A 16,270-nucleotide genomic window follows, 5' to 3' on the forward strand; every position below is an offset into this window, starting at 1 on the left:
GGCGATTATTCCTTGTCCAACCGGCTTGTGCCGGTGATTTCCAGTCCATATGCATCCAGTCCCACAACATTGGGCGCGGGTGAATTGGTCATCAGTTCCAGGTTGCTCAACCCCAGAGACGACAAGATTTGCGCGCCCAAACCATACTGCCGCAATACCTTTGTCGATACTTCTTGCCCGACGCCGCCTTCGGTTTTGACAGCATGGTCAACATCTCGGAGCAACACAACGACACCACGACCCTCTTCGGCAATGCGGTTCATGGCTGATCCCAGTTTACTGGCGCGCTTAGCACCACCAATGGCCAGCACATCGCGCATGGCGTTCAGCACATGCATTCGCACCAGAACAGGTTTCTCGCCTGAAATATCGCCCTTGATCATGGCGATATGTTCGTCCCCGTGGGTTTCGTCCCGGTAAATACGCATGGTCCAGTCGCCGCCAAATTCGCTGTTCACGACCTCTTCGTCGATGACGCGAACCAAATTGTCGTTGCGGCGGCGGTAAGCGATCAGGTCGCTAATGGTGCCGATCTTCAACCCGTGTTTCTGCGCAAAAGCCACCAACTCGGGCAAGCGCGACATGGTCCCATCTTCGTTCATGATTTCACATATCACGCCCGAGGGGTTCAGACCTGCCAAGCGGCTGACGTCCACGGCTGCCTCGGTATGCCCTGCACGCACCAAAACACCACCATCACGAGCCCGCAGAGGGAAGACGTGACCCGGCGTCGCAATATCGGCACCCGTTTTGCCCGCGTCGATGGCCACAGCCACGGTGCGGGCGCGATCATGTGCCGAGATACCAGTGCTCACGCCTTCGCGAGCTTCGATCGAAATGGTAAAGGCGGTTTCATGACGTGACGAATTGTTGGTCGACATCAGTTCCAGCCCAAGCGCGTCAATGCGCTCTTCGGTCAGGGTCAGGCAGATCAGCCCACGCCCATGAGTGGCCATGAAATTGACGGCTTCGGGCGTCGCCATCTGCGCGGGAATGACAAGATCGCCCTCGTTTTCACGGTCTTCATGGTCAATCAGAATAAACATCCGGCCGTTGCGGGCTTCGTTGATGATCTCGTCAATCGGCGAGATAGCGTCGCTCCAGGTGGTTTCGACGGGTCCGGGTGTTTCAAAGCTCATTTCACGGCCTTTCGAGGAGAACTGTTTGACTGGCCAGATACCGCAACAAAAAGGAAATTGCGAGTCGATAGCGATCATGACGGCCCTGATACAACGCATCGTCACAACGTTAGCCTACAAACAAATATTACAGCCAGGAACCGGAGTATACCTGAACTCTCTGTTCTACGGCTTCCCCGAAAAAGCCAGATTTGGGTCAAAGCCTAGCCAAACTCAGCCCGCAGTGTGCTGCGAAAGGGCAGAAATTCCAAAGGGCACAGGTGTATCCATGAGCATGCAGGTCGAAGTCTCTTCGCGGCGGTCGGTACTTGAATTGGCAATCTGGCGAAACCGGCTAATCCTGACCATCGTCACCCTGCATCTGCTGGGTGCGCTTGCCGTCAGCACCTATGCCGGGGTGTCGTTTTGGTCTGAAACGACGACAATCCTGGTAAATGTATTGATCAAATTGGTTGTGCTGGTTGCTGCCAACATTCTTATTTGGCGGTTTGCTTACGCCATCTTCTACGCAAGGCCGAAAAAGCCGATCCAATGGCTCGTATCTGACTTACGGTCTTTTGTTCTGTCTGCCGACAAAATGACCGACAGTCTGGTTTGTTTTCTGGCGGTGGCTGTCATGGCGACGTCCTTCAGTTTCCTCAAAGACATGATCCCGGTTATCAACCCATTCTCTTGGGACATCCAATTTGCCCAATTGGATCGGGTCATTCACGGTGGAACAGACCCTGGCGCTTGCTTTGGCCGGTCTTTGGAACGCCCTACGCAACGATGGTCATGAGCCTTGCCTACAGCCTGTGGTTCTTTTTGATCTACGCCTGCGTCTTTGTCGCCGCCTTTGACCGTAGAACGCCCGAGCGTGGGATGGTGTATCTTGTCGCCTTTGCGCTGACCTGGATCATTGGCGGCAACGTACTCGCGACCTTGCTGTCTTCCGTCGGCCCCGTCTATTACGAGGCTTTTGGATTTGGAACCGAGTTTGCCGAGCAAATGCAACGGCTACATGAGCTTGACCAAATCGTGCCGATTTCAGCGTTGGAATGGCAGCACCTGTTGCTTCAAAATTACCACCATGCCGAAGGCGTGCGCGGGATTTCAGCCATGCCCAGCATGCATGTTGGGACAACGATGGTGATGATGCTGTTCGCGTTCAGCTATGCCCGCTGGCTTGGGTGGATCATGGCGGCCTATTTGCTTGTGATCCTGGTCAGTTCCGTGCATCTGGGCTGGCACTACGCTGTCGACGGGTATTTTGCCATCGGCCTCGCCCTGCTGATGTGGCAGGTGGCAAAGAAGCTTACGCAGCGGTTTTCACCCGCAGACGATGACGTAGAGATTTTTGATCGGACTCCCTAGCATCAGTTCCCGATAAGGTTTTGCGTTCGGCAGCCAAAACTGCGGCATTCACTCTGGACGCAGGTGCAACTCCCCGGCTAGCCTTCGTTGTCCAAAGGGGAAACAGATGCGCCTTTCTCGTCTTGTCACTGCCGTCGAAGCCCATGCCGAAGGTGAACCAGGGCGGGTTATCACGGGCGGCATCCCGCATATCCCTGGTAACACCGTATTTGAGAAAATGCAGTGGATGCAGGAGCAGGCAGACGACATTCGCCTGATGATGCTGCGCGAACCGCGTGGGCACCCGGCGCTTTGCTGCAACGTTTTGGTACCACCTTGTGACCCGCGCGCCGATGCCGGTTTCATTATCATGGAGCAGACCGAATATCCGCCCATGTCCGGATCGAACACGATCTGCGTCGTTACGGTATTGCTGGAAACCGGCATTCTGCCGATGGTCGAGCCTGTGACCGAGCTGACGTTGGAATCCCCTGCGGGTCTACTGCAGGTCAAAGCAACTTGTCAGGACGGCAAGGTGACACGGGTCGAATTCCGCAATGTCCCCGCCTTTGCCGTGCATCTGGACACAACAATCGAAGTTCCCGGTTTGGGCCAAGTCGTGGTCGATGTGGCATGGGGTGGGATGTTCTTTGTCTTAGCCCAAGCTGGTCAGTTCGACCTGGAACTAAAACCCGAAAACGGTGCCCGCATTGTGAAGCTGTCCGAGGCGGTGCGAACCGCTTGTGCGGAACAACTTCCAGTGGTCCACCCGGAAAATTCTGCGATCACCGGGCCGACAATCACCAATCTCTATGCAGATCCGGTTGATCCAGCAACAGACGGGTTGGGGGCGATCACCGTCTCGACTGGCAATTTCAACCCTGACAAGCCAGAAGCATTGACCGGCATCCTGGATCGTTCACCCTGTGGCACGGGCACATGTGCGAAAATGGCAGTGCTGCACGCCAAAGGGCTGCTGGATGTGGGACAAGCCTATGTTAATGCAGGCCCGATGGGGACAACTTTCACAGGCCGGATTGTGGATACCACAACCGTCGGGAGCTACTCGGCAATTGTCCCGACATTGTCGGGACAAGGTTGGATTTATGGCACGGCCAACTGGGTCCGCGATCCGTCTGATCCCTTTCAAAACGGCTATACAATCGGTGATATCTGGGGCTGAGACGAGCCCGTCCGGGGATGCTCCCGCGCCCAAGCAGACCCGACTGCGTCAGTTCCACTATCGGCCTTGGACCGGGCCTCGCTCCGCTAGGCGGTTTCAGCTGCCGCGATTGCTTCGGCTAATTCGCGACTTCGATCCAAGCTCAGGTCGGCCTGACCCCACCGCCCGCCGCAGCGCGCAGCGCGGCGGCCCGGCCCAACGGGAGGAATTTTTCGTCAGAAAAATTGACGACGGGCGGGAGCCCTCCTGCCACCTTCTGGCGTCAATTTATTACGACATCTCGTTCAACCGCGCCACGTAGCGCGCCAGCGTATCGATCTCGAGATTGATGCGATCTCCGACGGACACGTCACCCCAGGTCGTCACCTCTTTGGTGTGAGGGATGAAGTTGATACCAAAATCACAACCATCTACTTCATTCACCGTCAGAGACGTTCCGTTCAAGGCAACAGACCCTTTGGGAGCAATAAACCGCGCCAGGGTCTCTGGTGCGCGCAGGGTCACGCGGGTGCTGTCGCCCTCGTCCACCATCGCCACCACCTCCGCCACACCGTCCACATGACCGGACACGATGTGGCCACCCAACTCGTCCCCTACCTTTAGGGCACGCTCCAGGTTCACTCGACGTCCTACGGCCCAGACATCCAGGTTGGTCTTGTCCACCGTCTCGGCGCTCACCTGCACGTCATACCAGTCATCACCAAGCGCAATGACGGTCAGGCAAACACCGTCGCTTGCAATCGAGGCGCCAATGTCGATGCCATTTGTGTCAAAGCTCGTGCGAATGCGGGCTCGCAAATCGCCTTGCTGTTCCAGTTCGGTCACGGTTCCAACGTCTGTGATGATCCCGGTAAACATTTCATTTGCCCCTGCATGCCTAATTCAGAACCTGACGTAACGGTCTGTTTCGTCTCCGACAAGCCCTCGCTCCTTGCCCTGACGCAACGCAAAAGTCATAGTTTTGCCCGAAATATGGGCTACAGAGTAGTAAAGGCCCTCCCGACCCAAAGGACGACAGATGCCGGAAGCGGAAAAAACTCAACGCGTGTTCCTGTTTCTGCAGGGTCCCCATGGACCCTTCTTTAACGCGCTTGGGCGGATGCTTCGCGCTGCCGGGGGTGAAGTCTGGCGCGTGGGTTTCAACGCAGGCGACCGTGCCTTCTGGTTCCACCCGGACAGCTACATTCCTTTTCGGGGCACGCAGGAAGAATGGCCGGACACTTTCACACACCTATTGGAAACACGCGGCGTAACCGACATTGTTTTGTATGGTGACACGCGCCCCATCCATTCTGCGGCTGTGAAAATTGCAAAGACACGCGGACTGACGGTGCATGTCTTTGAAGAAGGCTACATGCGCCCCTATTGGGTGACCTACGAACGCGGTGGTTCCAATGGAAACTCGCGCCTGATGGACATGTCGATATCCGAGATGCAGACGGCGCTGGAGTTGTCAGACATGGAAGCCCCCTACCCCCGTCTCATTGGGGGGATACCCGACATCACGTCTTCTATGGTGCGCTCTATCACTGGTTCGTGATGTTCCGAAACGGCGACTATCGCAATTTCAAACCTCATCGCGATTTGACGGTAACCAAAGAATTCCGCCTCTACCTGAAACGTCTCCTCTTGATGCCTGCTCATTGGGCAGAACGCGGACTTGCCACGCTGCGGGTACGCAATGGCGGCTTTCCCTATCATTTGGCTCTTTTGCAACTGGAACACGACAGCTCATTCCAGATGCATTCGCCATTTTCCACCATGACAGAATTTCTGACGGAAATGTTCGAAGGTTTCGCCGCAGGTGCGCCAAGGCATCACCACTTGGTCGTAAAAGCCCATCCGCTGGAGGATGGCCGCGTTCCAATCAAGCGCGAGGTACGACGTTTGGCCAAACAACACGGGCTGGTGGGCCGCGTCCACTATGTGCGCGGCGGTAAATTGGCCCGCCTGCTGAATGACGCACGCACAGCCGTAACAGTGAATTCAACCGCTGTAGCCAGCAAGTGCTCTGGCGCGGAATTCCGCTCAAGGTTTTTGGCCGCGCGGTCTATGCCAAGCCTGAATTCGTCTCGGATCAGCCATTGCACGAGTTCTTTGCCGCTGCCAGTCGCCCGGATAATCGGGCCTACAAAGACTATCGGCGTTACCTTCTTGAATCCAGCCAGGTTCCGGGCGGGTATTATTCTCTGAAAGGACGTCGCCAGTTGCTGCGTCAGGTTGTCGACATGATGCTGTCAGACGATGACCCCTATGATGCGCTCAAATCAGGGACAGCGGCACCAAGGCAACAGTTGCGCCTGGTGAACTGATCGGCGCGAGACCTGGCACTGGATTTTTATGCTGGATTCCGATAGGTTGAGAAAAAACCTGAGGCAGAATAAAATAGGTCGAGGAGACCGAGCAGTGAAATCCATGTCCGTCCGTTGGGCGAAGCCCGTTGCCGTGTTGGCCGCGATTGGAATCGTGGCCTCATGTTCGTTGCCCAAAGTGGGCCCGAACAAACGTGAAATTTATGCCGGGTCAGTCCAGCAGGAAGGTGACGCCTTTGTAGTCTCGGTCAACGATCGTGTGACCCGCGCGACAGCAGTTGTTCCCGCACTTGGATTCTCCAGCGGTTTCCAGAACGCTTCACAACTGACGTCGGACACCATCCGCCCCGGAGACGTTCTGGGCCTGACCGTTTGGGAAAACGTCGATGATGGCCTGTTGGCTGGCGAAGCGACGAACTCGACTGTTCTGGAAGAGGTTCAGGTCGACAGCGCCGGTTTTATCTTTGTTCCCTATGCAGGCCGCATTCGTGCCTCGGGTAATACACCCGAGCAACTGCGCGAAATGATCACGACAAAACTTGAAGATCAGACACCAGACCCTCAAGTTCAGGTGCGCCGACTTGCCGACGATGGCTCGACCGTATCACTGGCCGGTGCAGTTGGGGCACAGGGTGTCTATCCCATTGAGCGTCCGACGCGCACATTGGCCACGATGCTGTCCCAGGCTGGTGGCGTGACAATCACCCCGGAAATCGCTCAGGTAACGGTTATTCGAGGCAATCAAAAAGGTCAGATCTGGTTCCAAGATCTGTTCGACAACCCGCAACTCGATATTGCCCTCCGCGGAGGTGACCGTATCTTAGTCGAAGAAGACACCCGCACGTTTACTGCTTTGGGTGCCACAAACTCGCAGGCGCGGGTTCCCTTTGAAACACAAGACCTTTCCGCGCTGGAGGCAATCGCCCAGGTCGGAGGTTTGATTTCGCTGACATCTGATCCAACGGGCGTATTCGTGTTCCGTAACGAACCGTCTGAAATTGCAGGCCAGGTGCTTGGGCGCGAGGATCTCGAAGGGGCGCAACGTATGGTTTACGTGCTGAATTTAACCCAGCCCAATGGACTGTTTATTGCCCGCGATTTCGTGATCCGTGACGAGGACACGTTGTATGTGACCGAAGCACCCTATGCTCAATGGACCAAAACGATCTCGCTCATTGCAGGTGGTTTGACGCCGCTGGCAAACGTGGCCACGATCACCGGCGGCTAACCTTATGATCCCAGATCACCCTGAAACAGCCGAGAGCCCTCGCTCTCGGCTGTTTGTTTACAACGGGGGTTTTCTGACGCAAAAACGGCTGCGGCGTATCTTGACGCTTGCAGGATACGACATCAGCCTTGGACTTCCTGGACCGGATGATCTTGTTGGGTTGTGGGGCGACAGCCCGACGGCACACAGGGGACGCACAGTTTCTGAAAAACGGGATGCGCCTATTCTGCGGGTCGAGGATGCATTCCTACGCTCGCTCTTCCCCGGTAGAAGCGGCGAACCGCCCCTTGGTCTGATGCTAGACCGCTCAGGGCTGCATTTCGACCCGACCACCCCATCGGACCTGGAGCAGATCCTGACAACGCATCCGTTGGACGACACGGCCCTTCTGAACCGCGCACGGGATGCGATCGAACGGCTAAAGGAAAGCCATTTAAGCAAGTATTCGGCGTTTCATCCTGACGCAGCAGTCCCGGATCCGGGGTACGTTCTGGTGGTTGACCAGACACGCGATGATGCCTCGGTTCGGGCCAGTAACGGCTCTGACGCTCTTTTCCGCGAGATGCTGGTGTTTGCGCAAGAAGAACACCCCGGCGCCCGTGTGATAATCAAGGCCCACCCCGAAACAACCGCCGGACATCGCCCCGGCTACTACTCTTCCGCCGATGCCACAAACCGCGTCAGCCTGCTTAGTGATCCGGTTAGTCCGTGGACCCTGCTCGAAGGCGCGGTCGGCGTCTATACCCTGTCCTCGCAACTGGGGTTCGAAGCAATCCTGGCCGGGCACAAACCCCGCGTTTTTGGGCAACCGTTCTATGCGGGTTGGGGCCTGACGGCGGACGAGTTCCCAGTACCACGGCGCACTCGAAAACTAACGCGTGCGCAACTGTTTACAGCAGCGATGATCCTGGCACCTACATGGTATGACCCTTACCAGGACCGGCTGTGCGACCTCGAAGATGTACTTGCCACACTAGAATCCAAAACCCGTGCGTGGCGGCAGGACAGTCAGGGTTGGGTTGCGAGCGGGATGCGACTTTGGAAACGCAAACCTTTGCAGAAGTTCTTTGGTCAGCAGAAGCAAATGCGCTTTGACGATGCACCTGACGACCTGTCGGAACGGCGCCACATGGTCTGGGCCGGAACAGCGACCAAAACTCACGAGAGTGCCGTTAGAATAGAAGACGGGTTTCTACGCTCTCGTGGATTGGGTGCTGAACTGGTTCCCGCCCTGTCGCTGGTAACCGATGATCTTGGAATTTACTATGACCCGACCCGACCTTCTCGGCTGGAGGCACTGATTGCATCTCGTGGCAATCTACGGCTGGATCAGACAATTCGCGTGGATCGGTTGATCAACGAACTGAACGGCAAAGGGTTGAGCAAGTACAACCTTGGTGGTGCTATCCCTGCCCTTCCAAAAGGACATCGCATTCTGGTGCCCGGCCAGGTTGAAGATGACGCCTCGATCCGCACCGGTGCGGGCGCTGTGAAAACCAACCTTGCTCTACTGCAGCAAACGCGCAAAGCGAACCCGGATGCCGTGATCATCTATAAGCCTCATCCCGATGTCGAAGCAGGATTGCGAACCGGTCAGATCGATCCCATGGAGTATGCAAATGTGGTCGCCGTAGATGCTGACCCAACCGCCTTGCTGGAACATGTAGACGAAGTTTGGACGATGACGTCGCTATTGGGATTCGAGGCGCTGTTACGAGGCGTAAAAGTTACCGCATTGGGTGCACCGTTTTACGCGGGATGGGGGCTGACCCGCGATCTAGGCCCTGTTCCTGCCCGTCGCGCAGCCCAACCATCCCTGCAAGGGCTGGTGCACGCAGCGTTGATCGACTACCCGCGCTATTATGACCCCGTCACCAATCAACCTTGCCCTGTCGAGGTGATTGTCGACCGGCTCACGTCAGGAACTGTTCCGCATCCCGGACTGGCCAATCGCTTGCTCTCGAAATTGCAGGGCGTCTTTGCCACCTATGCGCATGTCTGGCGGTAGGACTTAATCCGCCTTTTCATAAGTCAACTGCCCGCCCATGATCGTGTAAGTGACCGCGACATCGGAAATTCGCTCTGGTTCAACTTCATAGAGGTCCTGCTCCAACACAACGATGTCCGCTTTCTTGCCCACTTCCAAACTACCGACTTGATCTTGCATACCCATGCTCCGCGCGGCGTTGATGGTATGAGCTTCCAACGCAAGCTGAAGCGGCAACTTGGCTTCTTCGCCACCCAATGGCGCCACGTCCCGACGCGCGCGCAGTTGCCGCGTTGCCCCGGTTTCAATTGCAACCAACGGGCGATACTCCGAGACATACCCTGAGACCGGCCAATCCGAACCGAAAGAGAATACTCCGCCTGCGTCGGCAACCCGGTTGACCGGGAACATCGCTTGCACTCGCTCTGCGCCCAGGCGACTGGTGGAAACGGTCTGCAAAAGAGGGTCAAAGCTCATCCAAGCGCCGGAACTGTCATATATTACTCCCAGCTCGGCAAAGCGTGCGTAGTCGTCGGGATGGATCAACGTTCCATGGGTGATCTTGTGGGCCCGCTCACGTTGCGGGTTGGCAGCAATGGCGGCTTCGATCGCATCCAACAGTGTTCGCACTGCGAGATCACCGAAACAGTGGCAGGTAACGTTTATTCCGGCCGCATCCGCGCGGATCACCGCATCTTTGACGATATCAACCGGAATGATCGGATCAGGAACAAGATCGGGCTTGTCGGTATAGGGATCTACATAAAGCGCGTTCCACTTGTCGTCCCCACCGTCCATGTTAATCTTGAGGTATTGCGCCTGTACCAGTTCAGAGTTGAACTGCTCTTGCAGCTCGATGGTTCCGGGAAGCGGATCGATGCTGCCGTCGTTCCAATAATACGAACCGATGAAGCGTACAGGCAATTCACCTTTTGCCTCAAAATCGGCCATCATCTGAAAGCCTTCTTGCTGGCTCATTCCCTGAATGCCGTGATCATGGACCGAAGTGATACCTGCGGCCGCAAAGCGCTGTAACCATTGGCCAACCCCCTCGGACAAAAACTCTGGCGTCACATCGATGAGCGACGTTAGAACTTGCATCTGCGCCGGGATCTCTACGATCCACCCGGTGGGGTTGCCATCAGCATCACGTTCAAAAAAGAAAACCCCGGCACCGTTTCGGGCGTATCTTTGTCAATGCCTGCAAGCTCCAGAGCCTTTGAGTTGACCCAAGCCGCATGCCCGTCAATGGCCCACAGATAGACCGGCCGTTCGCTTTCGATCTCGTCCAGCATGGCGGCTGTCGGATTGCCATCGGTCCAAGGGTTAAAGCGGATGCCGTAACCGAGGATGATGTCGTCCTTGTTACTCTCGACTTCACTACGTATGCGGGCGAACAACTCGTCCTTGTCATCGGTTTGCAGATCGACGCCTAGCATGATCAAGCCACCCGCAGCCGCATGAATGTGACCATCGACAAAGCCGGGCAGTACCATGCGCCCTTCAAGATCGATCACTTCCGTGCCAATCCCAATCACATTCTTCAAACCATCCGCTTCGCCCACATAGACAATCTTGTCCCCTTCGATGCCAACGGCGCTGACGATCCTGTTTTCGCTGTCCATCGTATGCACACGGCCGTTGATCAGCGCGTAGTCAGCCGTTGGGTTAAGCCTGTTGGATTGTGCGTAAGATGTGATCGGTAGCGCGGCCAGAACCACAGCCGCCACAATGGATCGTTTCATGAATACCCTCCCCGAATTTCCTAAGGGATCGTATTCGAATACTCAGATTTTCCTAGCTTATTCTATCGCTCTAACGCAACGCGCGTGTCCAACGGTGCAGGATGTCCGGGCCAATGGCCCGCGTTTCGGCCAGTTGAAACCGTGGCGCTTGAGCCAGCCGGTCCAATCCCATGGCCCCCAGTGATGGCAGCCCTTCGGCCCCGATGGCCAGCCCAGCAGAAAAACCAATCAACTCGTCCACCAAATCATCCGCCAACAGCGACGCAGCCAGAGCCGAGCCGCCTTCACAGAACACACGCGTCAAACCTTCGCTGCCCAGTTGTTGCAACAGATCTCTGGCGTCGATCTGTACCCCATGGAGCGCGCAGGGGATCAGCTTTGCACCCAATCCTTCCCACGCCTTGATCCGTTCGATGTCGGCTCCCGGACCGTGGCACAGCCAGACCGGCACCTCTTTAGCGGTACGGGCCAGTTGGCTCATCAAGGGCAGGTCCAGATGGCGCGAGACGACAACGCGCACGGGCTGGTGCTCGACGCCCATGTCCCGCACAGTCAACGAAGGATCATCTGTTCGCGCCGTACCGGCACCCACCAGAACCGCGTCGTGTCGGGCGCGCATCGCATGTACCGCGCGCCGCGCATGAGGTCCGGTGATCCATTTGCTCTCGCCGGTAGCAGTGGCGATGCGGCCATCAAAACTGCTGGCCAGTTTCAACGTCACCAATGGTCGCCCCTGTTCAGTCCGCAGCAGGAACCCCGCGTGATCGCGTGTCGCGTCGTTGCTGAGAACACCGGTCGTCACCTCGATCCCCGCCGCTCGCAGCATATCGAACCCCTGCCCCGACACACGTGGGTCGCTGTCCTGCAAAGCACAAACAACACGAGCCACACCGGCGTCGATCAGCGCTTGTGAACAGGGTGGCGTCTTACCGTGGTGCGAACACGGTTCCAAGGAAACATAGGCCGTGGCACCGCGCGCGGCCTCGCCCGCCTGCGCAAGTGCTATGGGCTCCGCATGGGGCCGCCCGCCAGGTTGCGTCCAGCCGCGACCAACGATGCGCCCATCCTTGACGATGACACATCCCACAGCCGGATTGGGCCAGCACGAACCCTGACCGCGCCGCCCCAGTGATAGGGCGAGCGCCATGTACCTATTGTCCAACGGATTTACTCTTCGCTAGGGGGAACCGGCGGGCGTAGTTCATGAACAAACTCCTCGAAATCATCCGCCGCCTGGAAGTTTTTGTATACACTTGCAAATCGCACGTATGCGACCGTGTCGATGCGGGCCAGAGCTTCCATGACAATTTCACCGATCTGTTTCGATGGAATGTCAGTTTCCCCCATGCTCTCGAGCCGCCGTACGATACCGGAAATCATCTGATCAATGCGCTCAGGCTCGATCGGTCGTTTCTGCATCGAAATGCGGATGGACCTTTCCAGCTTATCCCGGTCAAAATCTTCGCGCTTGCCGTTGGTCTTGATCACCACCAGATCGCGCAGCTGAACCCGCTCGTAGGTTGTGAACCGTCCACCACAGGCCGGACAAAACCGACGTCGCCGGATCGAAACGTGATCCTCGGCTGGGCGTGAGTCCTTGACCTGTGTATCTATATTTCCGCAAAACGGGCAGCGCATCCGCCTTCTCCCTCGTTCGTTTCCGCCTCTGATTGTGAGCGCTTCGGCCCACTTATCCACAACTATAGGGCAGCCTCTACAGTTTGGGTAGAGGGGATTTTAAACCGCTAGATGGTGGGGCAATTTCAGCTCAGATGTGCAGCGATTTTACGGGAATGCGGCGCGTTTCGGTGTTCGAACAAATAAATCCCCTGCCACGTGCCCAGAACGGGCACCCCATTCGATACCGGGATCGATAAAGAGACAGGCATTATGGCCGCCTTGATATGGGCAGGCATATCATCGGGCCCTTCATACGTATGCTGGAGGTATGACATCGCTGGATCGGTGGTCGGCGGAACCAATCGATGGAAAAACGCTGCCAAGTCAGTCTGCACCTCAGGATCCGCGTTTTCCTGAATGAGTAAAGAACAAGAAGTATGGCGCACAAAGAGTGTCAGCAATCCATCCTGCTTGCTGCGCCGCGTCCATTCCAAAACGAGGGGGTGATCTCATAAAGCCCCTGCCCTTGCGTTGATATCATGAACTCTGTCTGCATGAGGCGACTGTGACGAAGCACAGGCGCCTCTGCAAGTCGTCAGAAACGAATTGGCACCGGTTCACAAAAGCCGTTTGCCTGAGACACGGACATGCTGTCGCCAACCGAAAAACCTGTTGTGAAAAAACCACCCTCGATCGGTGTTACTCCTGCAGCCTGCGGATCCAGCGTGAACTGTACAGCGGTACGTCGGCCTGTGGTTTCGCTGGGCCCACGTCCACGCACGACATAAATTCGACTTTTCCAACTTGCGCCCACCCCACGCTGCGCATAGTCGGCCGCGGCACACCAGATGTCGTTGGTTCGGCCCGCAGTGCGAGGAACGACTTCGAATACCGCAGAGTTAAGGGGCAATACCCGCGCACCGTTGCGCGAAGAGAAGAACGAATTGGCCGAACTGGGCAGCGCCAGAGCAAAGGTTGCAACGATGGCCGATACTGTAACTACGTGTTTCATGGGTCTGATTTCCATAAGTTCTATTTCTACTCCACAGTCTAGTGCGTCTAAGCACAGTCGGACAGCGCATGTCACGGCGTTGTCATGGCTTGTGCACCTTCGACTGGCAAGTCCAGACGGGCAGCTCAATTCCAGCTTTGCGTTTCGTGAGAGTAGACCTGACCCGCCCGTTCCTTGGCTTCAAACAGTGGCAGACCATAGCCTGACGTATTGACCGACCCGGGATCGCAACTCAGATATGCCAGTTCGCGGTCGCCCTGCATCACAGTAATTCCGCCACTCACCTCACCGTCAGGAGTGCGTTCAATCCCATAATGAACGACATATCCAATGTCTTGATTTCGAAAAGTGAATGATTCCCAGATGGTTGACCCAACTCCGGGCCAAGGCTGCATGTCGACGCTACCCACGGGATGCACCAGCGACAACTCAGGCGAACGCCCTACAGAACCATAGGCGTAACTGGCCCTGTCATCCAGCAAACACGTCGTCAATTGTTTGGTTCCACCCTTTACAGTGCACGATACCAGAGTTTGGGCACCGTCAGGGCATTGCGCCATCGCCGTGTTGCCCAGAAAGATCAAAAGTACTGCTAACCGAAACATCCAACAAAAACTCCAAAACGGAAAAGAGCGCCCTCCGGGGCGCTCTTGGGCTTAACACATTTTTCCGGCAATAGCGCGTTACTGATCCAGGAACGACCGCAGTTTTCGCGAGCGGCTGGGGTGCTTGAGCTTACGCAGCGCCTTGGCCTCGATCTGACGGATCCGTTCACGGGTCACGCTGAACTGCTGGCCAACCTCTTCCAGCGTATGGTCGGTGTTCATGCCGATGCCAAAGCGCATCCGCAAAACCCGTTCCTCACGCGGGGTGAGCGAGGCCAGAACCCGGGTCGTAGTTTCCTTGAGGTTTTCCTGAATGGCACTGTCCAAAGGCAGCACAGCATTCTTGTCCTCGATGAAATCGCCCAGTTGGCTGTCTTCTTCGTCGCCGATCGGTGTTTCCAGAGAGATCGGCTCTTTGGCGATCTTCATCACCTTGCGAACCTTCTCCAGCGGCATCTGTAGCTTTTCGGCCAGCTCTTCCGGCGTCGGCTCGCGACCGATCTCGTGCAGCATTTGGCGACCGGTTCGAACCAGCTTGTTGATCGTCTCGATCATGTGGACCGGAATACGGATGGTGCGCGCCTGATCCGCGATCGAGCGTGTGATCGCCTGACGGATCCACCACGTCGCATAGGTCGAGAACTTGTACCCGCGGCGATATTCAAATTTATCGACCGCCTTCATCAGGCCGATGTTACCTTCCTGAATAAGATCAAGGAATTGCAGGCCGCGGTTGGTGTATTTTTTGGCGATCGAAATAACCAGGCGCAAGTTGGCCTCGACCATTTCTTTCTTGGCTTGACGGGCCTCTTTTTCACCCTTCTGGACCTGCTGCACGATGCGGCGGAATTCACTGATGTCCAGACCAACATATTGACCGACCTGAGCCATATCGTTGCGCAGTTCTTCGACCTTGGAGGTCGAGCGTTCGATGAACATCTGCCAGCCGCGACCCGGCTTTTCGGCCATGTCTGACAGCCAGTTCGGATCCAGTTCACGACCGCGATATGCCTCGATGAACTCGCGACGGTTGATGCGAGCCTGATCAGCCAGTTTCACCATCGAGCTGTCCAGCGACATGATCCGGCGGTTGATGCCATACAACTGGTCAATCAGCGCTTCGATACGGTTGTTGTGCAGGTGCAGGCCGTTCACCAGCTCCACGATCTCGGATCGCAGCGCCTGATAGACGTCCTCGTCCTTGGAGCTGAACGAGCCATCTTCGTTCAACGTCGCCGAAATCCGGCTGTCCTGCATTTCCGAAAGTTGCGCATAGTCAGACGAGATGCGTTCCAGCGTGGTCAGCACCTGATCCTTGAGCGCGGCCTCCATCGCGGCAAGCGACATGTTGGCCTGTTCGTCTTCGTCGTCGTCGTCGTCCTTGGCAATCGGATTGCCGTCTGCGTCCAACTCGGGACCTTCGTCTTTGGCTGGCTTGGCCGCCTGAACGGCCGAGGTATCAACGACGGGCTCTTCTTCGTCGTCATCCATCTGACCCGAGAACGTGGTCTCCAGATCGATGACGTCGCGCAGAAGAATATCTTCGCTCAGAAGTTCGTCGTGCCAGATTGTAATCGCCTGAAAGGTCAGCGGGCTCTCACACAGCCCCGCGATCATCGTATTGCGACCAGCCTCGATCCGCTTGGCGATAGCGATCTCGCCTTCGCGGCTCAGCAGTTCAACGCTGCCCATCTCGCGCAGGTACATGCGAACCGGGTCGTCGGTGCGGTCCAGCTTTTCCGCCGTACCGGTCGACAGGGTAACTTCGCGGTTGCTGTCCGTCGTCACCAGCTCGGTCGCGCCCTTTTGCTCTTCGTCTTCGGCTTCTTCATCTTCGATGATGTTAATGCCCATTTCGGACAGCATCGACATCACATCCTCGATCTGTTCCGAGCTCACCTGATCGGGCGGCAGAACCTGATTGAGCTGATCGTATGTGATGTATCCCTTCTCGCGGGCCTCGGCGATCATCTTCTTGACCGCGGCCTGGCTCATGTCGAGCGAGATTTCCTGTTCCTGGTCGTCGGGCTTGCGGTCGTCGTTGGTGTCTTTGGCGGCCATTAAGTGCTCCTGCAGGGGCTGGGTGATTCGGATAGATCGAATCATT

At 56.6% G+C, this 16,270-nt stretch carries 14 protein-coding genes and 2 pseudogenes; 6 read left to right on the forward strand and 10 right to left on the reverse strand.

The window, feature by feature from the left end:
- Positions 1–5: 5 nt before the first annotated feature.
- On the reverse strand, positions 6–1,139 hold the full coding sequence (gene ribB, locus ACZ1HE_RS14120) for a 3,4-dihydroxy-2-butanone-4-phosphate synthase (protein WP_472621749.1): 1,134 nt from the start codon (positions 1,137–1,139) through the stop codon (positions 6–8).
- 268 nt (positions 1,140–1,407) lie between these two features.
- Between ribB and ACZ1HE_RS14125 the strand changes: the two genes are divergently transcribed.
- The 3 genes from ACZ1HE_RS14125 to ACZ1HE_RS14135 all read left to right on the forward strand — a co-directional run bounded on the left by ACZ1HE_RS14125 (position 1,408) and on the right by ACZ1HE_RS14135 (position 3,654).
- Positions 1,408–1,917 carry a hypothetical protein gene (locus tag ACZ1HE_RS14125; RefSeq protein ID WP_472621751.1) on the forward strand — a complete coding sequence of 170 codons (510 nt, stop codon included), beginning with the start codon at positions 1,408–1,410 and terminating at the stop codon, positions 1,915–1,917.
- Positions 1,914–2,492: a phosphatase PAP2 family protein gene (locus ACZ1HE_RS14130; RefSeq protein ID WP_472621753.1), complete on the forward strand. Its 579-nt coding sequence runs from the start codon at positions 1,914–1,916 to the stop codon at positions 2,490–2,492. Before ACZ1HE_RS14125 ends, ACZ1HE_RS14130 begins: the two co-directional genes overlap by 4 nt.
- Positions 2,493–2,598: 106 nt before the next feature.
- Entirely contained in the window at positions 2,599–3,654 is a 1,056-nt protein-coding gene (locus ACZ1HE_RS14135; protein ID WP_472621755.1) for a proline racemase family protein, read from the forward strand.
- Positions 3,655–3,924: 270 nt separating this feature from the next.
- Here ACZ1HE_RS14135 and ACZ1HE_RS14140 read toward each other — a convergent pair whose 3' ends face one another.
- Complete coding sequence (locus ACZ1HE_RS14140; RefSeq protein WP_472621757.1) at positions 3,925–4,512, reverse strand: riboflavin synthase; 588 nt, start codon at positions 4,510–4,512, stop codon at positions 3,925–3,927.
- Between the two features lie 160 nt (positions 4,513–4,672).
- Here ACZ1HE_RS14140 and ACZ1HE_RS14145 point away from each other — a divergent pair.
- The 3 genes and pseudogenes from ACZ1HE_RS14145 (at position 4,673) to ACZ1HE_RS14155 (ending at position 9,202) form a co-directional block, all read left to right on the forward strand.
- Positions 4,673–5,966 (forward strand): annotated as a pseudogene (locus ACZ1HE_RS14145) (capsule biosynthesis protein).
- A 103-nt stretch (positions 5,967–6,069) separates the two neighbouring features.
- Entirely contained in the window at positions 6,070–7,194 is a 1,125-nt protein-coding gene (locus ACZ1HE_RS14150; protein WP_472624485.1) for a polysaccharide biosynthesis/export family protein, read from the forward strand.
- A 4-nt stretch (positions 7,195–7,198) separates the two neighbouring features.
- Entirely contained in the window at positions 7,199–9,202 is a 2,004-nt protein-coding gene (locus ACZ1HE_RS14155) for a capsular polysaccharide biosynthesis protein (RefSeq protein ID WP_472621759.1), read from the forward strand.
- Positions 9,203–9,205: 3 nt separating this feature from the next.
- On the opposite strand, the gene ACZ1HE_RS14160 is transcribed toward ACZ1HE_RS14155, so the two are convergent.
- The 8 genes and pseudogenes from ACZ1HE_RS14160 to rpoD all read right to left on the reverse strand — a co-directional run bounded on the left by ACZ1HE_RS14160 (position 9,206) and on the right by rpoD (position 16,224).
- Complete coding sequence (locus ACZ1HE_RS14160; protein ID WP_472621761.1) at positions 9,206–10,282, reverse strand: amidohydrolase; 1,077 nt, start codon at positions 10,280–10,282, stop codon at positions 9,206–9,208.
- 14 nt (positions 10,283–10,296) lie between these two features.
- On the reverse strand, positions 10,297–10,926 hold the full coding sequence (locus ACZ1HE_RS14165; RefSeq protein ID WP_472621763.1) for an amidohydrolase family protein: 630 nt from the start codon (positions 10,924–10,926) through the stop codon (positions 10,297–10,299).
- Between the two features lie 70 nt (positions 10,927–10,996).
- Positions 10,997–12,073 (reverse strand): bifunctional diaminohydroxyphosphoribosylaminopyrimidine deaminase/5-amino-6-(5-phosphoribosylamino)uracil reductase RibD, encoded by a 1,077-nt coding sequence (gene ribD / locus ACZ1HE_RS14170; RefSeq protein ID WP_472621765.1) that lies wholly within the window; start codon positions 12,071–12,073, stop codon positions 10,997–10,999.
- 20 nt (positions 12,074–12,093) lie between these two features.
- Complete coding sequence (gene nrdR, locus ACZ1HE_RS14175) at positions 12,094–12,564, reverse strand: transcriptional regulator NrdR (protein WP_085796091.1); 471 nt, start codon at positions 12,562–12,564, stop codon at positions 12,094–12,096.
- A gap of 125 nt (positions 12,565–12,689) precedes the next feature.
- Positions 12,690–13,102 (reverse strand): annotated as a pseudogene (locus ACZ1HE_RS14180) (secondary thiamine-phosphate synthase enzyme YjbQ).
- Positions 13,103–13,141: 39 nt separating this feature from the next.
- Positions 13,142–13,558: a hypothetical protein gene (locus ACZ1HE_RS14185; RefSeq protein ID WP_472621767.1), complete on the reverse strand. Its 417-nt coding sequence runs from the start codon at positions 13,556–13,558 to the stop codon at positions 13,142–13,144.
- Positions 13,559–13,683: 125 nt separating this feature from the next.
- Positions 13,684–14,163 carry a hypothetical protein gene (locus ACZ1HE_RS14190; RefSeq protein WP_472621769.1) on the reverse strand — a complete coding sequence of 160 codons (480 nt, stop codon included), beginning with the start codon at positions 14,161–14,163 and terminating at the stop codon, positions 13,684–13,686.
- Positions 14,164–14,241: 78 nt separating this feature from the next.
- Positions 14,242–16,224, reverse strand: coding sequence for an RNA polymerase sigma factor RpoD (gene rpoD / locus ACZ1HE_RS14195; RefSeq protein ID WP_472621771.1), 1,983 nt, complete (start codon positions 16,222–16,224; stop codon positions 14,242–14,244).
- Positions 16,225–16,270: the final 46 nt, after the last annotated feature.

It is taken from the genome of Falsiruegeria sp. JB4-1, from assembly GCF_055693495.1.

Excerpts from the sequence above, each read along its gene's own strand:
- ACZ1HE_RS14135 (WP_472621755.1), top strand. The coding sequence starts at position 2,599 with ATGCGCCTTTCTCGTCTTGTCACTGCCGTCGAAGCCCATGCCGAAGGT.
- ribD (WP_472621765.1), bottom strand. The coding sequence starts at position 12,073 with ATGGCGCTCGCCCTATCACTGGGGCGGCGCGGTCAGGGTTCGTGCTGG.
- ACZ1HE_RS14190 (WP_472621769.1), bottom strand. The coding sequence starts at position 14,163 with ATGTTTCGGTTAGCAGTACTTTTGATCTTTCTGGGCAACACGGCGATG.
- ACZ1HE_RS14150 (WP_472624485.1), top strand. The coding sequence starts at position 6,070 with ATGTCCGTCCGTTGGGCGAAGCCCGTTGCCGTGTTGGCCGCGATTGGA.
- ACZ1HE_RS14125 (WP_472621751.1), top strand. The coding sequence starts at position 1,408 with ATGAGCATGCAGGTCGAAGTCTCTTCGCGGCGGTCGGTACTTGAATTG.
- ACZ1HE_RS14185 (WP_472621767.1), bottom strand. The coding sequence starts at position 13,558 with ATGAAACACGTAGTTACAGTATCGGCCATCGTTGCAACCTTTGCTCTG.
- ACZ1HE_RS14140 (WP_472621757.1), bottom strand. The coding sequence starts at position 4,512 with ATGTTTACCGGGATCATCACAGACGTTGGAACCGTGACCGAACTGGAA.
- ACZ1HE_RS14155 (WP_472621759.1), top strand. The coding sequence starts at position 7,199 with ATGATCCCAGATCACCCTGAAACAGCCGAGAGCCCTCGCTCTCGGCTG.
- ACZ1HE_RS14160 (WP_472621761.1), bottom strand. The coding sequence starts at position 10,282 with ATGCAAGTTCTAACGTCGCTCATCGATGTGACGCCAGAGTTTTTGTCC.
- nrdR (WP_085796091.1), bottom strand. The coding sequence starts at position 12,564 with ATGCGCTGCCCGTTTTGCGGAAATATAGATACACAGGTCAAGGACTCA.
- ACZ1HE_RS14130 (WP_472621753.1), top strand. The coding sequence starts at position 1,914 with ATGAGCCTTGCCTACAGCCTGTGGTTCTTTTTGATCTACGCCTGCGTC.
- rpoD (WP_472621771.1), bottom strand. The coding sequence starts at position 16,224 with ATGGCCGCCAAAGACACCAACGACGACCGCAAGCCCGACGACCAGGAA.
- ACZ1HE_RS14165 (WP_472621763.1), bottom strand. The coding sequence starts at position 10,926 with ATGAAACGATCCATTGTGGCGGCTGTGGTTCTGGCCGCGCTACCGATC.
- ribB (WP_472621749.1), bottom strand. The coding sequence starts at position 1,139 with ATGAGCTTTGAAACACCCGGACCCGTCGAAACCACCTGGAGCGACGCT.